Annotated in this window: 22 protein-coding genes; 2 read left to right on the top strand and 20 right to left on the bottom strand. The window is 49.4% G+C overall.

Annotated features, from left to right (window positions below; translation table 11 throughout):
• Positions 1 to 217 precede the first annotated feature (217 nt).
• Positions 218 to 1192, top strand: a complete 975-nt coding sequence (locus tag AC50YG_RS25360; protein ID WP_494830838.1) for an aldo/keto reductase — start codon at positions 218 to 220, stop codon at positions 1190 to 1192.
• A gap of 217 nt (positions 1193 to 1409) precedes the next feature.
• Here the strand turns inward: AC50YG_RS25360 and AC50YG_RS25355 are convergent, their stop codons facing one another.
• From AC50YG_RS25355 to AC50YG_RS25315, 9 genes are all read right to left on the bottom strand, one after another.
• Positions 1410 to 3605 (bottom strand): alpha-galactosidase, encoded by a 2196-nt coding sequence (locus AC50YG_RS25355; RefSeq protein ID WP_494830836.1) that lies wholly within the window; start codon positions 3603 to 3605, stop codon positions 1410 to 1412.
• Positions 3605 to 4618 (bottom strand): LacI family DNA-binding transcriptional regulator, encoded by a 1014-nt coding sequence (locus AC50YG_RS25350; protein ID WP_494830834.1) that lies wholly within the window; start codon positions 4616 to 4618, stop codon positions 3605 to 3607. The genes AC50YG_RS25355 and AC50YG_RS25350 overlap by 1 nt, the downstream gene beginning before the upstream one ends.
• Before the next feature lie 196 nt (positions 4619 to 4814).
• Positions 4815 to 7289 carry an EAL domain-containing protein gene (locus AC50YG_RS25345; RefSeq protein WP_494830976.1) on the bottom strand — a complete coding sequence of 825 codons (2475 nt, stop codon included), beginning with the start codon at positions 7287 to 7289 and terminating at the stop codon, positions 4815 to 4817.
• Positions 7290 to 7661: 372 nt separating this feature from the next.
• The gene (locus AC50YG_RS25340) at positions 7662 to 8138 is read right to left on the bottom strand and encodes a hypothetical protein (protein WP_494830832.1); all 477 of its coding nucleotides are present in this window, start codon (positions 8136 to 8138) and stop codon (positions 7662 to 7664) included.
• Positions 8139 to 8377: 239 nt separating this feature from the next.
• Positions 8378 to 9457, bottom strand: coding sequence for a CobW family GTP-binding protein (locus AC50YG_RS25335; protein WP_494830830.1), 1080 nt, complete (start codon positions 9455 to 9457; stop codon positions 8378 to 8380).
• A 426-nt stretch (positions 9458 to 9883) separates the two neighbouring features.
• Positions 9884 to 10015 carry a YjcZ family sporulation protein gene (locus tag AC50YG_RS25330; protein WP_235533354.1) on the bottom strand — a complete coding sequence of 44 codons (132 nt, stop codon included), beginning with the start codon at positions 10013 to 10015 and terminating at the stop codon, positions 9884 to 9886.
• A gap of 123 nt (positions 10016 to 10138) precedes the next feature.
• A complete protein-coding gene (locus AC50YG_RS25325; RefSeq protein ID WP_494830827.1) occupies positions 10139 to 10960 on the bottom strand; it encodes a sugar phosphate isomerase/epimerase family protein in 822 nt (273 codons plus the stop codon).
• A gap of 4 nt (positions 10961 to 10964) precedes the next feature.
• A complete protein-coding gene (locus tag AC50YG_RS25320; RefSeq protein ID WP_494830825.1) occupies positions 10965 to 11984 on the bottom strand; it encodes a zinc-dependent alcohol dehydrogenase in 1020 nt (339 codons plus the stop codon).
• 32 nt (positions 11985 to 12016) lie between these two features.
• Positions 12017 to 12919, bottom strand: coding sequence for a helix-turn-helix domain-containing protein (locus AC50YG_RS25315; protein ID WP_494830823.1), 903 nt, complete (start codon positions 12917 to 12919; stop codon positions 12017 to 12019).
• Between the two features lie 302 nt (positions 12920 to 13221).
• Here AC50YG_RS25315 and AC50YG_RS25310 point away from each other — a divergent pair, with 302 nt between their 5' ends.
• The gene (locus tag AC50YG_RS25310; protein WP_494830821.1) at positions 13222 to 13782 is read left to right on the top strand and encodes a hypothetical protein; all 561 of its coding nucleotides are present in this window, start codon (positions 13222 to 13224) and stop codon (positions 13780 to 13782) included.
• Positions 13783 to 13911: 129 nt separating this feature from the next.
• On the opposite strand, the gene AC50YG_RS25305 is transcribed toward AC50YG_RS25310, so the two are convergent.
• The 11 genes from AC50YG_RS25305 to AC50YG_RS25255 form a co-directional block, all read right to left on the bottom strand.
• Entirely contained in the window at positions 13912 to 14583 is a 672-nt protein-coding gene (locus AC50YG_RS25305) for a M15 family metallopeptidase (RefSeq protein WP_494830819.1), read from the bottom strand.
• Positions 14583 to 15128, bottom strand: coding sequence for a phage holin family protein (locus AC50YG_RS25300; RefSeq protein ID WP_494830817.1), 546 nt, complete (start codon positions 15126 to 15128; stop codon positions 14583 to 14585). The genes AC50YG_RS25305 and AC50YG_RS25300 overlap by 1 nt, the downstream gene beginning before the upstream one ends.
• Positions 15129 to 15223: 95 nt before the next feature.
• The gene (locus tag AC50YG_RS25295; RefSeq protein ID WP_494830815.1) at positions 15224 to 15340 is read right to left on the bottom strand and encodes a CD1375 family protein; all 117 of its coding nucleotides are present in this window, start codon (positions 15338 to 15340) and stop codon (positions 15224 to 15226) included.
• Between the two features lie 6 nt (positions 15341 to 15346).
• Complete coding sequence (locus AC50YG_RS25290) at positions 15347 to 15685, bottom strand: hypothetical protein (RefSeq protein ID WP_494830813.1); 339 nt, start codon at positions 15683 to 15685, stop codon at positions 15347 to 15349.
• 12 nt (positions 15686 to 15697) lie between these two features.
• On the bottom strand, positions 15698 to 17080 hold the full coding sequence (locus tag AC50YG_RS25285) for a pyocin knob domain-containing protein (RefSeq protein WP_494830811.1): 1383 nt from the start codon (positions 17078 to 17080) through the stop codon (positions 15698 to 15700).
• Between the two features lie 7 nt (positions 17081 to 17087).
• Complete coding sequence (locus tag AC50YG_RS25280; RefSeq protein ID WP_494830809.1) at positions 17088 to 17369, bottom strand: ketopantoate hydroxymethyltransferase; 282 nt, start codon at positions 17367 to 17369, stop codon at positions 17088 to 17090.
• Positions 17366 to 17950 (bottom strand): putative phage tail protein, encoded by a 585-nt coding sequence (locus tag AC50YG_RS25275; RefSeq protein ID WP_494830806.1) that lies wholly within the window; start codon positions 17948 to 17950, stop codon positions 17366 to 17368. Before AC50YG_RS25275 ends, AC50YG_RS25280 begins: the two co-directional genes overlap by 4 nt.
• Positions 17943 to 19022: a baseplate J/gp47 family protein gene (locus AC50YG_RS25270; protein ID WP_494830804.1), complete on the bottom strand. Its 1080-nt coding sequence runs from the start codon at positions 19020 to 19022 to the stop codon at positions 17943 to 17945. Before AC50YG_RS25270 ends, AC50YG_RS25275 begins: the two co-directional genes overlap by 8 nt.
• On the bottom strand, positions 19015 to 19416 hold the full coding sequence (locus tag AC50YG_RS25265) for a DUF2634 domain-containing protein (RefSeq protein WP_494830801.1): 402 nt from the start codon (positions 19414 to 19416) through the stop codon (positions 19015 to 19017). The genes AC50YG_RS25270 and AC50YG_RS25265 overlap by 8 nt, the downstream gene beginning before the upstream one ends.
• Positions 19413 to 19685 (bottom strand): DUF2577 domain-containing protein, encoded by a 273-nt coding sequence (locus AC50YG_RS25260; RefSeq protein ID WP_197091339.1) that lies wholly within the window; start codon positions 19683 to 19685, stop codon positions 19413 to 19415. Before AC50YG_RS25260 ends, AC50YG_RS25265 begins: the two co-directional genes overlap by 4 nt.
• Positions 19685 to 20653 carry an XkdQ/YqbQ family protein gene (locus AC50YG_RS25255; RefSeq protein WP_494830798.1) on the bottom strand — a complete coding sequence of 323 codons (969 nt, stop codon included), beginning with the start codon at positions 20651 to 20653 and terminating at the stop codon, positions 19685 to 19687. The genes AC50YG_RS25260 and AC50YG_RS25255 overlap by 1 nt, the downstream gene beginning before the upstream one ends.
• Between the last annotated feature and the right edge of the window lie 2 nt (positions 20654 to 20655).

The raw sequence follows: 20655 nt of genomic DNA, 5'->3' as shown, positions 1-20655 counted from the left end.
CAAGGGCAAATTCGCCAATGAGCAAATCATTGACGATGTGCTGAACGCAATGGTGAAATAAACAATTAATAAGCCTCTAGCTTTAAGAACACGCCGTACGCTCGTCCTTGCTGGGCGAGGTACGACGTATTTTTTTCATCAATAAGCACTGTACGCTTGTTCATTTAGCATTATAATAAGAGGTGATGTAATCACTTACATGGAGGTTGATAAACGTATGAGTTCGATCCCTTTGCATAAACGCGGCATTGAAGCGAGTCAGCTGGTTCTCGGCTGTATGCGCTTTGGCGGCGGCTGGAACCGTAATCCGATTGAGTCCGAGCATTTTAAGGAAGGCCATGAAGCAGTCGACGCAGCGCTGGAAATAGGCATCAATATGTACGATCATGCAGATATTTATACGTTCGGCAAAGCCGAGCAAGTTTTCGGCCAAGTGCTGAAGGACCGTCCGGGCCTGCGTGAGCAAATTATTTTGCAGTCCAAATGCGGGATTCGCCTGCAAGGCGGCGATGATGATCCTCAGCGCTTTGACTTTTCGGAAAGTCATATTTTAAGCAGTGTCGATGGCATTTTGGAGCGGCTGCAAACGGATTATCTCGACATTTTGCTGCTGCATCGCCCTGACGCGCTTGTCGAGCCGGAGGAAGTGGCCAGTGCCATTTCGAAGCTCAAGGCTTCCGGCAAAGTTCGCGCATTCGGCGTTTCCAATATGAGCCAAGGACAGATTAAACTGCTTCGTGCATATACGGACGAGCCGTTTATTGTGAATCAACTGGAGCTTAGCCTGCTCAAACATGGATTTATTGATACAGGTTTGCATGTCAATCAGCTCGCAGCACGCGATAATGTGTTCCCAGAAGGGACACTGGAGTATTGCCGCATGGAAAATATTCAGCTGCAGTCGTGGGGTCCGCTCGCCCAAGGCATCTATTCTGGCGCTCCGCTCGGCGACAGCCCTGAATCGGTTGTTGCAACAGCCGCGCTCGTTGCTGAATTCGCGGAGCATAAGGATACGACGCCGGAAGCGATTGTGCTCGCATGGCTGATGAGACATCCGGCTAACATTCAGCCGGTTATCGGCTCAATCAATCCAAAGCGTATACTCGCCTGCAAAGATGCGGATACGCTGCGCCTGACACGTGAGGAATGGTACAGACTGTATAACTGCTCGCGCGGCAAAGCGCTGCCTTAAGGTTGATGAGCACAACGATACTTATACGTTTTTGCAAATAGCCACAACTAAAAATTCAAGAAAACATTGCTTGCTCCACCAGCATGCAAAAAAAAGCTTCCAGCGCCACTTTTCGCGGCGCCGGAAGCTTTTTTCTTATTCATTTCTTATTCATTTCTTATTGACTCAAGTCGACTACAACGTGACTATGGGAGACTGTTCCAGACTAAAAACCAGCTTAAACGCCGGTAGCACGGAAACGGTAAACCTTGCTTGCATAATCGTTATGGAATTGCGGCGCTGCAAGTCCAGCATACAGCAGCTCATCGCCGCCATATGTCTCGCCATTCTCTTCCCATACATAGTCGAGGCTTGGATCTAGCCCTTTCAGCACGAAGCGACTGAGCGGCGGATTCGGCTCCTGCAAGACGGATGTGTAGACAGCAAACGCCTCGCTCTTGTCTTTAGAAACGAACATCCATGCCGCAATATTGCCTTCAAACGGGCTGGACAGACGATAGAAATCGCCAAACTGTACCAGGTGGCGGACTTCTTTATAGAGCGCAATTTGGTCTTTCACCGTTTCCTTCTCATCGTCGGTGAACTTCGTCAAGTCCAGCTCATAACCAAAGTTGCCAGACAGCGCTACATTGCCGCGAGTCTCAAGCGGCGTATTGCGGCCGACCTGATGGTTAGGAATATCCGATACGTGGGAGCCCATCGAGCTAATCGGATAGACAAGGCTTGTGCCATATTGAATTTTCAGCCTGGATACGGCATCGGTATTATCGCTTGTCCAAGTTTGCGGCATGTAATACAGCATGCCCGGATCAAAGCGTCCGCCGCCGCCCGAGCAGCTTTCGAACAAAATATGCGGGAATGCAGACGTAATGCGCTCCAGCACGTCATAAAGACCAAGCATGTAGCGATGGGCCGTCTCACGCTGGCGCTCGGCTGGAAGCAGCGCTGAGCCGATCTCGGACATATTGCGGTTCATATCCCATTTCACATAAGTAATCGGTGCGCTAGCGAGAACATCCGAAATCGTTTTAACAATGTAATCGCGAACATCGGCACGGGACATATCCAATATCAGCTGATTGCGAGCCTCTGTACGGCGTCTTCCTTCGACATGCAGACACCAGTCAGGATGAGCACGATACAGCTCGCTGTTCGGCGATACCATCTCCGGCTCAAACCACAGGCCGAACTGCATATCCAGCTTGCGAATGCGCGCTACCAGATCCTCAAGACCGCCCGGCAGCTTGTTTTTGTCAACGAACCAGTCGCCAAGCGACGAATTGTCACTATTGCGCTGTCCAAACCAGCCATCATCAAGGACGAACAGCTCCATGCCCAGTTCCTTGCCAACCTTAGCAATATCCTCAATTTTATCCGCTGTAAAGTTAAAATAGGTAGCTTCCCAGTTGTTGATCAGAATCGGCCTGCTCTCGTCACGGAAGCTGCCGCGGCAAAGACGCGAACGATAGAGATCATGGAAGCTGCGGGACATGCCGCCCAGCCCTTCGGAGGAATGAACGAGCACTGCCTCAGGCGTCTGGAATTGCTCGCCCCGCTCCAGTCTCCAATTGAAATCAAACGGATTGATACCGATAAACAATCTTGCGGCATGGTATTGGTCAACCTCAACGCCACCCACAAAGCTGCCGCTGTAGACGAGGTTTACACCGTACACATCGCCATGATCCTCTGTTGCCCCTTCGGACAACAGCGCGATAAATGGATTTTGCGCATGGCTGCTGGCGCCGCGGCGGCTTTCCACCGATTGCAGTCCCGGCTCAAGATGGCGGCGATGAATGTAACGCTCGCGTGCCCATGCTCCAGACAGCTGAAGCATATCGTAGTGGTCATGCGGCAGGTCTAGGCTCATACTAAGCGCCCGTAGCAGCTGCAGCGTATTCTCTCCGCCATTAATGACACGAGCCGAGCGAGTAATCGCGTTATACGATTCGAATACGGTATAGCTCAGTACGACACGCAGACCGGAATAGCTGTCCGCAAGTGTCATTTCAAGTGTCTGTGCTTCATCCTCGCCCTCTACATAAACAGACGGCAATCCTTCAAGCGCCGGCTTGCCTTGTACGATACGGTGGGTATCGTAACGCAGGTCCGTTACAGACGTTCCGTCAGCCAGCTGTACTTGATACGCCGGATAGCGAAAATCCGAGTTGCCGAATGCCGGATATTCCTGCGGCAGCGTGTCTAGCGATATTTTAAAATCATCCGCTTCTGTTGAAGGACTGAAAGAGCAGCGCTCCTTCAGCTCAAGCAGTCTTCCGAGCTGGCTGCCGCGTACCCGCTTACCCCAATAGACATGTGCCGGATAAGCGCCTTTCACCAATCCGATTACATAGCTGGTTTCTCTCGATTGCAGATGAAAAAGCTGATTTTGTTCGTCAAAAATAATAGCCATTATTCGTTAGCCTCCTTATTATGTCCGGCTGCCCCGCTGCTTTCACGCGCCATTAGCGTCGTATTCATCATGACATGCAGCGGAACCTCGCGGCCTTCAATCCGTTCTAAAAGCAGCTGCACGGCTGTCTTACCCATTTGCTCCGTATACGCCTTAACGCTCGTTAGCGGCGGCTGTATGAAAGCTGATACCTCAATGTCGTCGAAACCGACAATCGCCATTTGCTCCGGCACCTCAACTCCGTGCTCATGCAGCGCGTGAAGCGCACCGATCGCCATCGGATCGCTGCCGACAAAGCATGCTGTAGGACGTTCTTCCTGCCCTAGCAGCTTGTTCATCAGCTCGTAGCCGCTGCCTGTTGTCCATTCCCCAGCAAGCACCCATTCCTGGCGCAAAATGCCTTGCGACTCCAGCAGGCGCTGCATATGCTTGCGCCGCGGCTCGTCAGCGGCTTGATCTACTCCTCCGCCAATGTATCCAATGCTGGTATGTCCAAGCGCCAGCAGATGCTCCATAACATCCTCAACCGCCTGCTCAAAATTCAAGTTGACCGTGTCATAATGCCGCAGCTTGCCCAGATGGTCAATCATGACCACTTTGTAGCCCTCGTACAGCATTCGAACATCGCGCTGCGCTACACCGCCAACGACAATGAGGCCATCCAGCTGTGGATGAGGCTCCATAGGTCCGCCAATGCGCCATACTTTACCGATGGCAATACCGAGCTCCTCACAGCGGCGTTCAATCCCTCTGCGAATCGACAGGAAGTAAGGATCAATATCCTCATGTTCAAGCGTAAAGCTCAGCAATAAGCCAATTTGCAGCTGTGAACGCTGGCTTTCTTGCTTGAGCCGTTTTAGACGCGATGGCTTGTACTGCAACTTTTCCGCTATCGCGAATATGCGCGCACGCGTCTCTTCGCCGACAGCGAGCGTCATATCGTTGTTGAGCACACGTGACACCGTCGCGGCAGACACCTCCGCCATAGCCGCAATTTCTTTAATCGTTGCCATTTCCTCCACCACATTCGTTTAGTTAATAAATTTACTAAATAACTTCCGCTTTATTTTAGCAAATTTCTCGGTGCACGACAAGCCTTGTCTCAAAGAACGAAAAAAAGAGCCTGCCCTTGTACGGGAAGCTCCTGCTGGCTTTTCCTTATTTTACTCATAATCGGCTTAACTTACTCTCATCTAAGGCATACAAGCCTTAAGACACATGCTTGTGGTAAAGCTCGATGAAACACTCAGCCGTAACCGGCGGGCTATAAATATAGCCTTGTACCAGGTCACATTTATGCTGGCGAATAATTTGCAGCTCCTCGTCCGTTTCGACACCTTCTGTCACAACCTTCATGTTCAGGTTGTGGGCGATTACAACCAACGATTTAAAAATCATTTGCTTCTTAAAATCCGAGACGATGTCATGGATAAACGATTTATCCAGCTTCAGATAATGCAGCGGAATGTTCTGCAAATAGCTAAGGGACGAATAACCTGTTCCAAAATCATCCAGTGAAAGCCGAATACCAAGCTGCTGCAGCTCGCGCAATATTTTAAGCGTATGATCGGGATTATCCATAAATATCGTCTCCGTCAGCTCGAGCTCAATTTGCTCTGGCCGGACTGAGGCTTCCGTAATAATGGACTGGATCGTCTCCACGATATGCTTTTGCTGAAATTGCAGCATCGACATATTGACGCTGACCGTCAGCGCTGTGACGCCTTGCTGCTCCCACATTTTAATTTGTTTGCATGCCGTTCGCAGCACCCATTCCCCAAGCGGAATAATGAAGCCTGTCTTCTCGGCCAGCGGGATGAAATCAAGCGGCGAGATCATGCCAAACTCCGGATGGCGCCAGCGGATCAAAGCTTCGGCTCCGTATATTTGTCCGGATTTCAAATCCACCTTTGGCTGGTAATACAATACGAATTGCTCGCCTTCAAGAGCAGGGAACAGACCGTTCTCCAGCTCCTGCTCCCGCTTTGAAACATCCTTCATCGATGGAGAGTACAGCCTGCTTGTATTGCGCTGCTTCTTGGCGACAAAAAGCGCCGTGTCTGCCTCCTTGACCATACGGTCGCCGGTTTCCTCCGTCAGCTCGTGCTGCAAGCTAATGCCAATACTTGCGGTTATGTAAAAAAGCCTGTCATTCAATTGGATAGGTTCAGCAATCGCAAACAAAATATCATCGGCTACAAGCAGCAGCGGATTCATATGATTCACATCATTCAGAAGCACGACAAATTCATCTCCACCAAAACGGAACACCTGGCCATTGGCACCAATGGTCTGTTTAAGTCGGTCTGCAAACTGCTTGAGCAGTTGGTCGCCCATTGCATAATCGAGCGTATCGTTAATGACTTTAAAGCGATCCAAATCGATATAAAGCAGTGCTGCCTGCTTGCTGCTGCTGTACGGCACGGTATGTATTTGCTCAATATGACGCGTATAGCCATAACGATTGGGCAAGCCCGTTAGCAAATCATGAGTCGCTTGAAATTCGATCAGTTCCTCGCTCGCCTTGCGATGATCAATCATGCGATTGAACTGCTGCGCCATAAATTCGAACTCGTCCTTCGTGTCAATGTCCAGCTTCTGGTCCGTGTCGCCCTCCACTAGCGCTGAGGACACGTGCACCACTTTGCGGATGTTTTGGAGCACGATTTTGCGAATGAGCAATATCATCAGCATCGTTGTGAAAATAAAAGCAACCAGGGAAATGATAATGGTGTTGCTTAAGCCTTTATAATAGTCCTTGAGCATATTGCCCTTTGGAATGATCGTTTCAAAATACCAGGTTTGATCCTTTATATGTATCGGGTTAAGCAGCCTCATTACAGTCCCGCTCACCATAGGGTCGGAGGTATACATAATGGTCAGGGCCTGCTCCTTCAGCTCCTCTAAAGAATTGCCATCCGGCAAAGGCAAGTAGGGCTTGGATACTAGAGCGCGATCGAGCCCATTAGCAAGATAGCTGTCACCAGCCGTAATCATCGTCGCGTAGCCACCCATAGGACGAATTTTCTCCACTTCCTGCTGCACCATGTCGAGCGAAATATCCGCTCCAACGACACCTAGAAAGTTGCCCTCATCATCCAAAATCGGATAAACAAACGACGAAATTAAAATCCGCTCGCCGTTAATATCATAATAATAAGGCTCCAATAAAGCGAATTTCTTCGTCTGCTTAGGAATTTGGTAGTAGTCCCCATCGCCGACCTGCTCATAGTTCTTATTTGGGTAAGCAACGATCCTGTCGCCTTGACGCACAATATAGGGAACAAAACGTCCCGTATCATCATCGTAGCTGCTTTTATTGCGAAAATTCCCATCCCGATTATCGAACGCATTAGGCTCCCAAACCGTAAAAACACCAAGTATATAAGGCTGTTCCCGTACAAAATTTTCAATAAGCCTGACTGCCTCCGTGCGGTCAGCCATGTTATATTCCTTCATTTGCTGCAAGGATTGCTGCAGGCCTTCAAGTCTAATTAAGGCATCATTTATCTCAATGGACATCTTGGTTATGTAAGCATTGGACTGGTTTTGCGCAACCAGTTCACCTTGGCGCAAGCTAACGTCGTACAGCTTCATTAATTGAATGGAAGCAAGCAAAGTGAAAGACAGGATCATGAGGGCTCCCAATGTAAAAATTAATTTATGCGCAATACCAACCCTCATTGTTTTCAAGTGCCTATCCTCCTCCAAATGAAGCTGCTTATAGAATCGACGAATTTTGCCAAATTATGATATAGTTCTAGTATACTTGACGCATTAATCCAAACACAACGCCAAATTAATTTAATATTTTAAATTGCCGCGACAAATTGCGACAATTATTGTCGAATCTCAAATTAACTGCTTTATTACCTGAAAAAAAGCTGTTTTCCCGAAATTCCCGCTTGGCTGCTGATGTGCAAAAATCTGTATTCCTCTGCCTCGTCTTCTGTTATTGCCGAAAGCCCCCTCACAAGAGATGGGAGCTTTCGCGCTTTCCGGGTTTACTTGGGTAGGCCCTATCGAAACTGTTTCCTGCTAGAAAAAATGGTCCTTTTAACGCCTGCTATCGTCTGCCGCGTCCTTGGAACGTTGAAACTTGCGAATATCCTCGCGAAGCTGCTCGGCGGTTCTTCCTTCTGTTTCAAGGCCATACTCTTTCGCTGCTTGGCGCAGCATTTCCAGACGCTTAGCCCGATGCTCCGCTTTGAAAGCTTCCCACTTCGCTGGATCTTTTTCCTTCGCCGCCTTCAGCTCGCCTTTTAATTGCTCGGAGGTCTTGCCTTCAACAGCAATGCCGAAATATTCAGCCATATAACGAAGCTTGGCTAGACGATACTGCTCATGGCCCAGCGCGTGCTCGCGATGATGCTTTTTATGCCCCTCGTGAAAATGGCCCTTGGCAGCTGGCAGCTTGTCAGGCTGCTGCTCCGCCTGCGGCTGGGCTGGCTCGGCGGCATAGGCTGCGGACGCCATTATGGCTGCCGCGAGCAGGCATGCCGCTGCTGACCGCACTATTTTTGACTTGTTCATCCCTCGGACACAACCTTTCTGTTGAGCATAAGCGAAGAAATAAATTTCTATTTCAGAAGCCTTTCACCGCCATGCCTACGTTCATGATGCAAGGGGGGCGAATTTCGCTTCAGCCCCTTACTTGGTTATTTTGTCCATCAGCGATTTAACATAATCAAGAGATAGCGGAAGCAGCATAAAAAACGCCAGAGCCTATGCTCTGACGTCTGACGTTCTTACTGTTGGCTGGCTTGATTGCTTTATGCCCCAGATGAAGCGCCGTTCTCCAGCTGCGAAAGCTCGGCAATCAGCTCTTCCCGGGAAAAATGCTCGCCAATAAACACGGCTACATCATTGACTTTGCCCTGCGGTGTTATTTTCATAAAATCGCTTTCCCCATAGGCATATTGAAACAAAAAACGGCTCGCCGTATCCGTGAACGTAACGATGCCCTTCGCCCGGTACACATGCTCCGGCAGATTGTTCAGCAGCGCCTCAAACTGGACACTGTCAACAGGTCCCTGTAAATAATGGGTCAGCGCCATTACATGGTCATGCGAATGATGGTGGTGCGCGTGCGGCTCTTCCTGCTCATGCGAATGATGGTGATGGATATGATCCTCATCATGCTCATGGGAACAGCCCGGACCACAGGCATGTGCAGCTTCTGCGTGCTCCCGGCTTGCAGGCTGCAGCAAAGCGGAAGAGCTTGCAGCCGCCGCTTGCTGGGCATCCAGCCAAGACCACTCGTCTATGATGCAGCGCATCGTCGCAACGATCTGGGCATGGGCGTTCAGCTCCCGCAGCGCCTGCTGCGCTTCAACCAGCTGCTCCGGCTCCAGCTTGTCCACCTTATTGAGCAGCAAAAAGCTCGCGCAGCGAATTTGGTCCTGCATCAGCTTAAGCGTGCGTCCTTTGCCGGCACGAGTTCGCCTTAACAGCTCGGGGCCATCTACGACCGTAATGACCGCTCTCAGGTCAATGCGCATATACATGGCCGCTTCGGTCACGCCGTCCAAAATCTCCATCGGATTCGCCGCACCCGTCGATTCAATGACGATGATATCAGGCTGATGCTCATCCATCAGCAGCTTCATCTCTAAGCTCAAATCACCGCGAATCGTGCAGCAAATACAGCCGCCCAGCAGCTCGGCCATCGGCACCTCGTCTCCGACTTCTTGCCCATCCAAATTAATATCGCCCAGCTCATTCATAATGACAGCTGCTTTCTTACCCTCAGCCTGCCAGTAATCGAGCATGCGTTTCAACAGCGTCGTCTTGCCGCTGCCGAGAAATCCGGTCAGCAAATAGACCGGCACTGGTGGTTTGCTATTTTCCATCTTCAAAACTCCCGTATCCATTATCGTCCTTCTACATAAGCTTTATTATATCGTAATTGTTACGTTGTCGCACCCTAAATGCGGCCCCAGCTATGTAAAAGCCCGGAGCGCGGGATGCTCCGGGACGATTAAGCCTATTTCATGATTTTGCACGCTTTGTAAATGATGCAAAACCTTATAAAGTTAATAGCCATATCGGCAGACATCAATAATCATTCATTAGATGAAAGCGCGAGTGATGATAACAAGTAGAATGAAAAGGACGAGAATTGCTCCTACGTTAGTGAAGGGGCTGCAGCCGTGGCCGTGGCCGTAGCCTGCACCTGCTAAATTGTAGCTCATTTGTTCAACTCCTTTTTGTTCAGATATACGTTCCTGCGGCCCAGCGCCTAGTCCGGCACCGAACCGCCTGGTCCTATAACTGGACTATAGCCAGCAAGCGCGAGTAATAATAACAAGCAGGATGAAAAGCACGAGAATCGATCCTACGCTTGTGAAAGCTCCGCCTACACCGCAAGGGGCACAGCCAATTCCAGCGTTTGCCACATTGTAGCTCATTTGTCCATCTCCTTTGGTTGAAGTACACAGTATCCTATGGACGAAATGGCGAAACGGTATAGGCGCTTGCAAGAAATGTGCGTTTGCCCTGTTAGCCTCGGGCTTGCTAGCTTAAGGAGCCTTTTATGCAAAAACCTTGTCAAATCCAGCCTTTGAGCGGCTTAGCAGCTCATCCGGCGTTTCCTCAGGAGCAGTCCGGGTCAATATCTCCTGTACAACTGGCCCCTTGTAGCCGATGTCTGCGAGCGCGGCAAGAAAGCCTTTCAGGTCAATAATCCCTTCACCTGGGTATAGACGGTCATTATCCAGCAGCTCATCGACAGGCAGGTCGCGGGCATCATTGATGTGAACATGAACGACCTGATCAGCTCTGAGGCCCCGCAACTGCTCCGGCGTAAAGCCCGTCGTATGGCAATGATAAGCATCCACCAGCAAGCCAACATTGGGCCGATTAATCGCCGAGATAAGCGCAAGCGTCTCCTCAACCGTCCATATAAAAGGATTCGCCCATGCCGTCCGCAAATGATGCGGTCCCACAAACTCCAGCGCAAACCGAATGCCATATGCGTCCAAAACGTCGGCAATTAGGCGCAAGCGGGATACGGCAAGTGCTGTAAACAGGGCCGATTTATAGTCCGTCGAAGGCAAAATGTACGTACAGCAGGCTGTACATCCCAATTGTGCCGCAGCAGCCGCATGCAGCGGAAGCTGCTTCAGGCCCTCCCGAAACTGCTCATCCGTGCCGCGCCATTCCACATTCAGCCCTATTGAGCCTAAAGTCACCTGATGGTCAGACAGCAGCTTTGCCGCCCCTTGCTCTCCATGCTTGTCTACAAGCGCCTTGGCATCCATATCAACGGCACCAAATCCATACTCTGCCGCTTTTGCAATCAGCTGTTCATCTGTAATGGAGCCTAATCCCGACTTGCTTAATCCTCTAATCATTCCCCTACACCTCTTCCCAGTTAAATAGCACACCTAAATATTCATCTTTTTTATTTCGTAATCCTTCATAAGCAGCAGGTGCATCAGCAGGACTCATAATGTGGCTGATGAGCGGCTCGATCTGCAGCTTGCCATATTGCATAAGGCGGAATACGACCTCTGAATTGCGTAAAAGGGAATGCTTGACGAAAGCTTCCGGCGTTAGCGGATAACGCCATTCATGCGCTCCCTTGAACGTCACACAGCCGCGTCCATTCAAATGGATGCTGTTCAGCAGATCGGTTACATTGCTTTGAAGCTCGCCCCTCGGGCTGCCGAGCAGGATCGCTTCCCCATATTGTCCGACAAGCGCTACATTATCCAAAATGACCTGCGGCACCCCTGTCGCTTCAATAAGCGTAGATACACCTTTGCCGCCCGTCAACTCCATAACCTGCTTATGAGAATCCGCACCTGCCTCAATGGCGTGCTGGATGCGGCAGTGCTTGGCGAGATCTCTGCGTTTTGCCGCTAAATCAATGCCAATAACCGAAGCGCCTTGAAGCTCGGCCAGCTGCGCGGCCATATTGCCAATCAGTCCAAGGCCTGTCACCGCTACATAATCGCCGAGTTCAATGGACGATACCCGTGTGCTCGTCATCGCCACCGTAGCCAAACGCGTAAATGGAGCCCAAGCCAGTGGCAAGCTGTCCGGCACTTTAAGAAATACCCCGCTTGTCGTCGTCAGCTCATAGCGGGAATGCTTGCCGTAATGAAACACCATATCGCCAATCTGGAAGCCTTCAGCCGCCTCTGGTCCCATTGCCACAATTTCACTAGCTGCCGCATACCCAGGCACAGACGGCATAGTGAACCAGCTTTCGCCTCCGGAAAGACATGCGAGCTCCGTGCCAGGGCTAATGAGCGTATAATGCTTTTTCACCAGCACCTGATTGCCTGTAAGCTCTGGAACCTGGGCTTGCAGCTCCTCCTGCTTCACTTCTACTTTCCATGGGGCTGTAAACTCAATTTGCGTGTTTTTCATGAGATGCACTCTCCCGTTATGTAGTGGTTGGACTACCCGCTTATGAGGCTCCGGATAGGACCGGAGGCTTCGGCCTTGAATTGGCTGGGCGTCAAGCCCGCCTCCCGTTTAAATATGCGGCTAAAATGATGAATGCTCGAAAATCCGCTGCCCGCCGATATCGCAGTCAACGTTTCCTTGCCTGCCATGATCCGTTTTTTAGCATGCTCGATGCGTACATACGTCAAATACTTATGAAGCGTGACACCCGTCTGCTCTTTGAACAAGTTGGATAAATAGCCAGGAGAAAGCCCAGACTGCTCGCTTATGCGATCATTGTCCAGTTCAGGATCGGCATAATACTGCTGAATATAGTCAATACATTGCTGAATCGGCGCCCACGCTTTCGCTTGTGTGCCTTCCTGACGCTCATGTCTGCTTTGATTGCGCAGAAAAAGCACAAGCAGTTGCAGGGCAATTGCCTTAAGCTCCAGCTCGCTCGTTGCGCCGCCTTCGATGAATCTTTTTCGCATGATGAGAAAATGCTTTTTCAGCTCCATGCGGTCTGGACCACCGATGGCGGAAACGGGATGCAAGCCATGAAGTAGTAGCTCACGCTGCGGAACGATCAGTTGCTCGCCGCTTGCAATGCCAATCGACTGCCAGCGTCCCCGCGCCTCATCATGATATAAATCAAAGTGGAAAATATACTGAATCAGCGGCTCGCTAGACGTGGAGCGAATGAAATGCGTCATCAGCGGCGGCATAAATATCGCATCCCCTTCCCCCAGCTGATAGCGCACGCCATTTAAAATAAAATCGGCCTTACCCTGCTCGATAAACGTAAACACATGGTCATAATCCAGCCACTCGCCCGATAGCTCGGCGGATTTGATGATTTTAACAAAACGCACGAATGGGGAAATGTCTTTTAGTGCTGCTGCCGAAAAAGTCATCCGCTAGCCCCTCCTCCTGCGAAAATAGCTTATGAGCTTAAGTTTAACATGGCAGAGGCAATCGTTGGAGCGTTAGATAGATTCGCTATAATGGACTTGTTCGCCGAGTAGGCTGCTTCCCTATCGTTTTATTCTAACGTAATAACGCTTCCATTTCTTTAGGGGAAAGCATGACTATTTAACAAAAACTACGATATATTTTTCACAAGGATGTGGTAGGAAAATAGACTTTTCTGGAGAATATAGTTCAACTGAGGACATCATACTTTTACAATTATATTGAGAGGAAGGTGAGCCTGCCCATGTCTCTTTTTTATTATATGGCCGCAAGCCATAAGCTTCCAACGGGCTCGTTCGGGATGAAAAATACGACAATGACGCTAATCGACTACGTCACTTATATAAATCCAGAGGCTAAAAATCATGGACCTATGAAAACGTTGCTGGAGAATGACCCGAAGGGGGAGAGGTTGGTAGAAATCTATGAAACAGAAGAGGATGCGGCGGGAATATATGTAAGCGGCCCTATGGAAGATCAGGATGCCTCGCATATATTCCGCTTTCCTTATATTTACGAAGTTCACCCCGATGGCGGCTCCTTCGAAATGATTGAGGAGATCAAGAACGCCTATCCCACCTCCTATGCTTGCGGCAAAAAATGCTTGACGGAGCTGTTCCAATACCTCTACCGCAATCTGGAAATCGGGGAGGAAATCGAGCTATTTTCATGCTGGACGGATGGAATGGAGCGCTTTAAGGAAGCGGCGAAGCTGGAGCCCGATCTGATGCTGGAAATATCTGAGTTACTCCTAGCAGAGGAGTTCGATTGGAGGAGGCAGCAGTACATCGTGGTCAAAAAATAAACTTGCGGCAAGCGCCGAAATGGAGAGCTTCTGGTGAGTAACGCAAAAGGGCGTCGAAATCATGGTTTCTCTCCATTTCTTTGTTCAGATCCTACCTGTGAGTTGGCAAAATAGATAGCCACAGTCAGTTTATTGTTCTTTTTGTCCGCTTGTTTTGCGAAGCTCGTTGGCAAGTCGGTGCGCTTCTTGCATGCCTGCTGTATCGCCTTTTTGCTTGCATGCTGCCCAAGCGGGCTGCAAGTAACGTTTAATAAGAGCATTAGCATCTTCGCTTTTCATGGTATAGGAGTCCTCCTTCGTTATAATGGCCATTGCTGCCGTAATCTGTGCCGTTGTCGGCCGGATGCCTGCCCGCAGCTGTGCCGTCGAAAGGCCAAACGTCATTTCAAAATGAGGATAATCCTTAAATGAGGTCCAGTCTCCTCCCCACGCGAAACCAAGCCGCTTTGCTTCATCCACAACCTCGACCCAATCTGCTGTCTGATTAACGTTGCCGTCGCGTTTCGTATCCCAGTAAACCTGCTTCCCATCCGGGGACAGCAGCGCAAAATCGATCGCTACTCCAAAATTATGGTAGCTATAGCCGCCTCTGGCGTTAGTGACAATGCTGCCCGCCGTCGTTCGGCTTTGCGCGTAAAGCTTGTCTTGCTCAGCGATTGTACGAAGTCCTTGCGTGATGACGATGGGAATATCGCGCGTATAGCAGCGTTCAATAAGTCGCTCGGAGGCGGCACGAACAGGAGCAAGCAGTCCTGCGAGCTTGGGCACGGATTTATTTTTCACCTGCAATAAGGTCAGCATTAGGAATCGTTCCTTTCTGTTGGGTCACTTGATTCAGTTGGGTCACTTAATTCAGTTGGTTTACTTGGTTCAGTTACTTCCGTTGGTTCCGCACCGCGTTTTGTCGCCCGCTCCATCTTCGCTTTCAGTTCGCTCTCGATCAGCTTGACGACAGCCTCGGGAATCCATTTGCCCCAGCCGGCGCGGTAAGCGTTGGCCGTCAACGACTGCCAGGTGTGATAAATCAGCCCAATCGTGATTGCATAGAAAAATAGCCCCGGCATTGCCAGCATCATATCCAGCAAATTTGCCAACACCGGCAGAGCCAGAAGAAACAGCGTCCTCAGCACGCCCTGCATACCATATTCCGAGGAATACGTCGTATCTTTGTGCGAAGCGGCAATGCCCGTGATCCAGTCCAGCCCAATGACCACAACTAGCAGCAAAATCGGAATCAGCCTCCCCTCCCCGTAAATGAGTCCAATCCAAGGCGCCAAAAAAGCGCCGATCGCTCCAGCAATTGTTGTGCCTGGCGTGATATCAACGTTGAAAATAGGTTTGAACATTTTAGTGTTGCCTCCTTTCGGCTTGGCCCCCGCGCGATTGTTGCGCTAGAGACAAAAAATAAGGCTCCGCCGGAGCGGAGCCTTGGTGACTACTATTAAATTCTCTTAACTGCCAATTTGCTTTCAACAGCAGCCTTCAAAGTCTCTGGAACCTGTTCAAGTGTTCGTCGGCCTGCGATAATTAGCGATACATATACATCTACAATTGCCATTTTCACTTACCTCCCGTCAATTACTTTTTCATAAAGCTCAGCAACGACTTCCATTAGTGTGAGATTGCCAGCCTCCAGTTGTTCAATGCGTTCTTGTTCCGGCGTTTTTGGGAGTTGAGCATCTTCTGCCGCAATTTCTTCAGAAGTTTTCTCTCGGGGTTCTACATCTATCAGCTCACTACTTTCAACAATTAACCTGAAATAAGGATACAACTGCTGCACTTTTACTGCTAGTGCTTGCCCCTCCTCTGTTGCTTCATCAATAAAATAATGATCTGAGCCCTCATACGACTCCGCTGTCAGCCATGAGGCCATTTCGTAACTACCATTTTTCCATAAAATCATTTTGCAGCCTCCTTATCTGAATGCCATGTAGTTATATCTAACACCCGAGAGATTCGGATGTTGCAAATAACTAGCGTTGGTCATCTTATTTATTGTGAACTTATTAATCCCAACTTCCATTAAGTTCAGGGTACCCTCTACAACGGGAGATATGTTGGACACCAAACCACCACCATTGTTTCCGTACGTAAATCCCCTAAAAGCAGAAACTAATAGGACTGCGCTAGGACTAAAAGGCAATGCAATATCACGAGATGCTGCGTCATCCCCTGTATAATAACCTACTACATAAGCCTTACCTAGTTGATGTACGTTCCCTTCATGCAAGACCCTGTTCGTACCTATGAAAGCTTCATTATTAGATAATAAGGTAGTCGTAGCATTCAACGATATGACATCAAATATACCACCTCCATCCATAGTAATACGGAGAGTTTTCGCAATATTCCCCGTGGACGGAGGAACATACTGTATATAAGCCCCATCTCCTCCAGTTGGTCCATTGGAAACAAATTTCAAATACCCACCATTATTCCCCACATCTATCAATAGACCTTTTGCTAACCCTGAATTATCTTTTGATATCTTACCTGTCAGTTCTTCCCATGCTATCCATGTACCATTAAGACGGCGTGAAAATATACGATTAGATACATCAGAATACGCCGTCTGTACAATAATCGCTGGATTGGTGGGGTGTCTAGCAACCTTATATAACACGCCTCCAGTTATAGGAGCGTTGGTCGAATTAACTGAATAATAGTTTCCATTATCCAAAAATGTATTAGCATCCGCTCCAGCTCCTAGTTTTGTTGCAAGTGCAGTTGTCACCGTATCCAACCGTGCAATATCGTCTACTGCAACAGGTGGCGCTACCTTACCCCTACCGCTAGCATCCCGCAGAATGGTACGATTTGCAGTAGCTGCTGCATCTGGCCTCATATTGATCCAATTAGGCGTAAATGCTAGATCAGCCGTCGTTGCAATAGCCCCCGTATCAAAATACTCTACGCTAGCAGTCAGTTGGTTGAATCGAATACCCCGTGCTCCTAAAGTTGCATGCGTATTACTATAACGGTACTCATTGTTGTGTGCCGTATAGCAGTTTTGGGCGAAAAGAGCATATCCCGTACTATTCGCACTCATATCTGCCCAAGAGCCTGCGCTTATTTCACGCGCAGCTGTCTCGACGAACAAAGCTCCAGTCATTTTGCCTCCAGTTCGGTCCATTTTCTCAGCATGCAGCTCCGTAATCGCCCCAGCTGCATCCTTCGCATCTGTCGGTACTGCAGACATATCCCCAATAGCCGCGGCCTGTTTGTTCACTTCCTGACCCAGCTCATTCATATCCGTCTCGGTCACAATATCATTAAATTTCCAATCTGTTTTAGCCATGTGTATGTTACTCCTCCTTCACAAAAATCGTTTGTATCATAAGCGTGTCTGATGCAATGGGCAGGTTTACGGTGTTGTCGCTGACGGTTCCGGCTGCATTTTTCAGTTCAATGCGAGTGACGGTATCGACCGTTCCCTCCGGAATAAAATAATTCAGGCTAAGCACGCCATCGCTGGCCGATTTCACAATAAAATCCGTAACCTCATAAGCCCCGCTATTGAGCACAACCTTCGTAATTTTTGAATCAATAAACTCCGCAACCTCCTGCTTAAACGTTGACGTAATCACTTCACAATCACCTCTGCTTCCCTATCTGTAAATGGCGTAACGCCGAGCTTCCAACTGCCGAGCCTAGTGTTCCGCACAAGCGGAACACCAACAATGCGTTCCTCCAAAACAACGCCATCCATAATCGCTGTCTGCTGCCGATAGACGATATTGGCGGGCTTAATCGCGGAAACCGTACGTTCCACCTCTTTAAAAATATTAGCCTCTTCAATAGCCGCTGTTACCGTCAATATGAAGTTTTGCACATCAACCGTTGCGATTCCGCGTCCTGTACCGATAAGAAAATCCAGCCGTTCCTGCAAATATCTCATCGTAAAAGGAGGCTTGGTCGAATAACGATTGACGATCCGTCTCCGGCGAAAATCAACGGTTTCCGCATTCGGATCGGCTTGAATGCCCAGCATGCGCTCCCTGCGTTTAATAGCTGGCAGGCTCGCCGTCATTACAAACCCGTCATCCAGTTGCTGAAGCTGTGCCTGCTCCAACAGAGCCAACTCCACATCTTCCGTGGCTGCAAGCTTGATAAACTCCTTAATGTCCGCATACAGCTCCGGCCAATAGGATGAAACCAGCTTAGTCATGCACAACCACCGCCCCCAATAACGGGATTTCATCCTCTGCCAAAGCCAAATTGGCAGCGGCTCCGTTTAGCATTGTGCCAAGTACATCAACCACTCCTGAAACGGTCAAAATACGGGCCTCGATTTGAGCAATGCGAACGGTAAGCTCCTGCTGATTCATCCACTCTTGACGCAGCTCTAGCAAATAAGCGGAAATTTTATCCTCAATATCGCTTTGAACCTGTCCTACCGTCCGGCCTTCCGCGAGCATGACTGTCGTTTCCACAGCCACCTGCACCGTGTCGACACCTGTTACTGTTACCTCATGTCCAATCGGCGCCATACCAAGTCCAAGCCCGCTGTTAATGGTTGGATCAACGGCTGTCTGAACAAGCGCAATGAGCGGTTCCGCTGGCTTTGTCCAATCCGCAGCGATCACCGTGCATTTGACAGTACCGCCGCCATTCCAGACCGGGAAAATTTTCGCTCCACCTACGCCATCAATCGAGCTGATCATTTGCTTGTAATCGGCAATATTGCCGCCAAACGCTGGCTCATTCACAACGCTGTAATACCTTGCCCGCAAAGCCTCATCCGTTTCAGCTTCTTCGCCAGGCACCAAAATTTGCGCAAGCTCGGCGCGCGCCAAACCATCAACATAAGCAAGCGGCAGCATCGCTCCATATTTCTGATTGCCAAGAATGCCAGCTGTCTCGCAGGTCAATGTGAAATGTCCCGTTCCGATTTTCCCCGTTACCGTATACCTCAGATCATCAATGGCAAATCGGCTCTGCAAAGGAACATCTACAAGCTGGCCATTGCTGCCAAAAAACTCCCCTTGCCGCTGGGCGAAGGTAGCTGGCTGCCTTTCCACACCAAACTCAGCCGTTCGCCGTTCCAGCCACTCGCCTGTAGCCGTATCCGCGAACAAAAGCGCCTGATTCACATCAAGCTGCGCATACATCTCTGATAGCTCGGCAGCCGCTGGCGCCAAGGCATCATAAATCACGCTGCCCTCCCGCTTATCTACATCATCTGAAACCCGGTCCAGCATACGCTGTAAAATAAAACTGTACGTAAATGCCTCATACACGGGCCATCACCTCCTCTTTAAAGCTTCCTTCATCGGTTACTACCGTAAAACTCACCGCTGCCTTGTCCCCCTCAACCGTCAGTTCAAAATCGGTCACATCTGCTATTCGATCATCCGCCAGCAGCGCTTCAGTTACGCGGCGCTTGAGCTCAGAGCGTACATAAAGATGAGAGGATTCATTCAATAAATCCAGCTCGGAGCCATAATCAAAGCTATAGATAAAATAGCGATATCGCTCCGTTTGCAAAATTTTGAACACCGCCTGCTTAATCGCACTGAGGCCATCCGTCATGCCGGACATACGCTTATTGGCAAAATCGATATAATATGTGCGGCTAGGCTCAATTGCCGTTTCGGTCTCCAACTCGTCGATGCTTGCACCTTGTGGAATCATGCGCTCACCCGATCCAGCACGACGAACTGTTGTCCGCCCTGAACCCGAAGCAGCAGCACAATATCACCTGGCTCCAAAGCGCGGCGAATCCGCTGCACATCGCTCACGCCTTCCGGAATAATTAAAAAATCCTCCGAAAGCGTGAAACGTTGGTCAACGTTCACTTCCAGAGGATTCGTGCCGGTTACCCGGCCGATCAACACAGCGACGGGATTGCCCGAAGCATGGGCGGCAGCGCCCGCTTTTTTAATTGCATCAAGCAGTGCCATCATATCACCTTCAATTCTAATGTCATCGTATGCGCGTCCGCTTCAAGCTTGTGGGAGCATTCATCGACCAGAAAATACTGTCCAATATCCAGTTCCTCAATGACAATCGGAACATAGGAGCCTGCACGCACGCGCCAATCGCCAATCGCTTCAATGCTGAGGCTGCGCTGCTCCCGATTTTTCAGCTTCAGCAGTTGGTCCAGCAATTCATTAATTTGCGCACTGTTCATTTGCTCATCGGCTACCTGATAAAATTGCAGCAGACCCCATTTAGCGATATTCGCGCTGTCCTGTCCAATGTAGACGTCGCGCTTCCCGGTTTCTTTATTGTTTTGCACGATTTTGATTTTATTGTACGATTCGCTGTCGATTGAGCTTTTGTAGCCAAAATCCGTCATCAGGCTCCAATCGCCAATGATAGAATCCGTCTTCATGTCCTCAATATTGCGTAGTGACAAAGCACCCGCTTCATCGAATAATACAAAATTGCCCTTATCATTAATCAGCGTATAGTCGAGCGCCTTGCACATAATATCCATCAGCTTTTTGTTGTCCTCAACCATTGAAGGAATGACATACTCCGTCTCCGCCAGCGTTCCTATTTTCAAGCCCGTATCCTCAGCAATTTGCTTAATCATTTGGGTGGCAGTTTTGTTGCTGAACACATACGTATCACTCATCAGCAAATAACGCAGCTGGTCATACGCCTTGATCGTGACACTCTCGTCCCTGCCAAAATTGTATTCAAACACATAGCCGTAAAATACGACCTGCCCATCCTTCGACAGCCGAACGACATCGCCATTGTTAACCGCAAAAGCCTGATGCTGATACGGAGCGCCCTTAATAAGCGTAAAATCCAAGCTCGATGCGGAGCCTATCCGCTTCGTTTTATACGTCAGGGAAGGAACGAGATTTGTCACATTCCACACTTTCCCATTTCGGTTATCGATCAAAATTTCCAGCATCT

The sequence above is a fragment of the Paenibacillus sp. J31R34 genome (genome assembly GCF_059383715.1).
This window is presented reverse-complemented; position numbering and strand designations above follow the sequence as displayed.